Source organism: Comamonas suwonensis, assembly GCF_012844455.2.
Taxonomy (GTDB): Bacteria; Pseudomonadota; Gammaproteobacteria; order Burkholderiales; family Burkholderiaceae_C; genus Comamonas; species Comamonas suwonensis.
This window is the reverse complement of the sequence record NZ_JABBCQ020000050.1, coordinates 1-1,332: the sequence shown is the minus strand read 5'-3', so window position 1 is coordinate 1,332 and position 1,332 is coordinate 1. Positions and strand designations below refer to the sequence as shown.

General features: G+C 60.7%; 1 protein-coding gene. It reads right to left on the bottom strand.

What is annotated here, in order from left to right; genetic code table 11:
* Positions 1–36: 36 nt before the first annotated feature.
* The gene (locus tag HF327_RS21780) at positions 37–1,263 is read right to left on the bottom strand and encodes an IS256 family transposase (protein WP_034390491.1); all 1,227 of its coding nucleotides are present in this window, start codon (positions 1,261–1,263) and stop codon (positions 37–39) included.
* Positions 1,264–1,332 lie beyond the last annotated feature (69 nt).

Genomic DNA, 1,332 nt, shown 5'->3' with positions numbered 1-1,332 from the left:
GGGCGTGTCCGAATTTTTGTGTAAACGGTTCGGACTTCAATTGACGGAGATGCGGTCTCCGAACTGAATGGTAAAGCGGGTCAGCGCAGCCTTCCAATCCCGGATGGGCATGGTCCACTTCTGACTGATGTTACGCAGGGCCAGATAGAACAGTTTGGTCAGCGCTTCGTCACTGGGGAACGAGCCCCGGTTCTTGGTCAGCTTCCTCAGGCTCATGTTGACCGACTCGATGGCGTTGGTGGTGTAGATGACCTTGCGGATTTCGGGTGGGTAGTCAAAGAACGGAATCAGCCGGCTCCAGTTCCTGCGCCAGGACTGGCCGATGGGTTGGTACTCGGCATCCCAGCGGGCCTCGAATTCACCGAGCATCAGCTCGGCCTCCTCGGCGGTGGTTGCCGTGTAGATGCGTCGCAGGTCGGCGGCCACTTCTTTGCGACGCTTCCACGAGACGTAGTTCAGGCTGTGGCGCACCATGTGCACGATGCACAGTTGCACCACCGCCTTGGGGAATACCGCCTCAATGGCGTCGGGGAAGCCTTTGAGCCCGTCGACGCAGGCGATGAAGATGTCCTGCACGCCCCGGTTGCGAAGTTCGGTGACGACCTGCAGCCAGAACTTGGCACCCTCGGTTTGCGCCAGCCACAGGCCCAGCACCTCCTTGTCACCCGTCATGGTGATGCCGATGGCCAAGTACACCGCCTTGACCCGCACAGCGCCCTCGCGCACCTTCACATGGATGCAGTCCAGATAGACGATGGGGTAGATTGCATCGAGCGGGCGGGCTTGCCAGGTCTTGACCTCATCGGCCACGGCGTCGGTCACCGAGGAAATCAGGCTGGGCGAGACCTCGGTGCCGTACATCTCCTCCAGGTGGGCCTGTATCTCGCGCACCGTCATGCCGCGGGCGTACAGCGAGATGATTTTGTCGTCGAAGCCGGCCCAGCGGGTCTGGTGCTTGGGGATGAGCTGGGGCTCGAAGCTGCCATGGCGGTCACGTGGCACCTCGATGGGCAACTCGCCGAAATCGCCCTTGAGGGTCTTCTTGCTCTTGCCATTGCGGGTGTTGCCAGTGGTGTTGGCTACCGCTTCGTTGCGTTCGTGGCCCAGATGCTCGGTCAGTTCGGCGTCTAGGGCTCGCTCCACCAGCAGCTTGGTCAACTGCTTGAGCAGGCCGTTCTCGCCGATGAGGTCTTCGGGCTTCTTGTAGTTGGCCAGCAGGCCAGACAGCAGTTCTTCGGGTACGTCGTGTTTCTTGGTGCTCATTGTGCTTACGGACAGGCCGGCTTGCGCCGGCGGTTGATTGTCCGTTTACACAAAATTCTGCACACCCTC

Bases quoted from the DNA above. Each gene is read 5' to 3' on its own strand.
- HF327_RS21780 (WP_034390491.1), bottom strand. From the start codon at position 1,263: ATGAGCACCAAGAAACACGACGTACCCGAAGAACTGCTGTCTGGCCTG.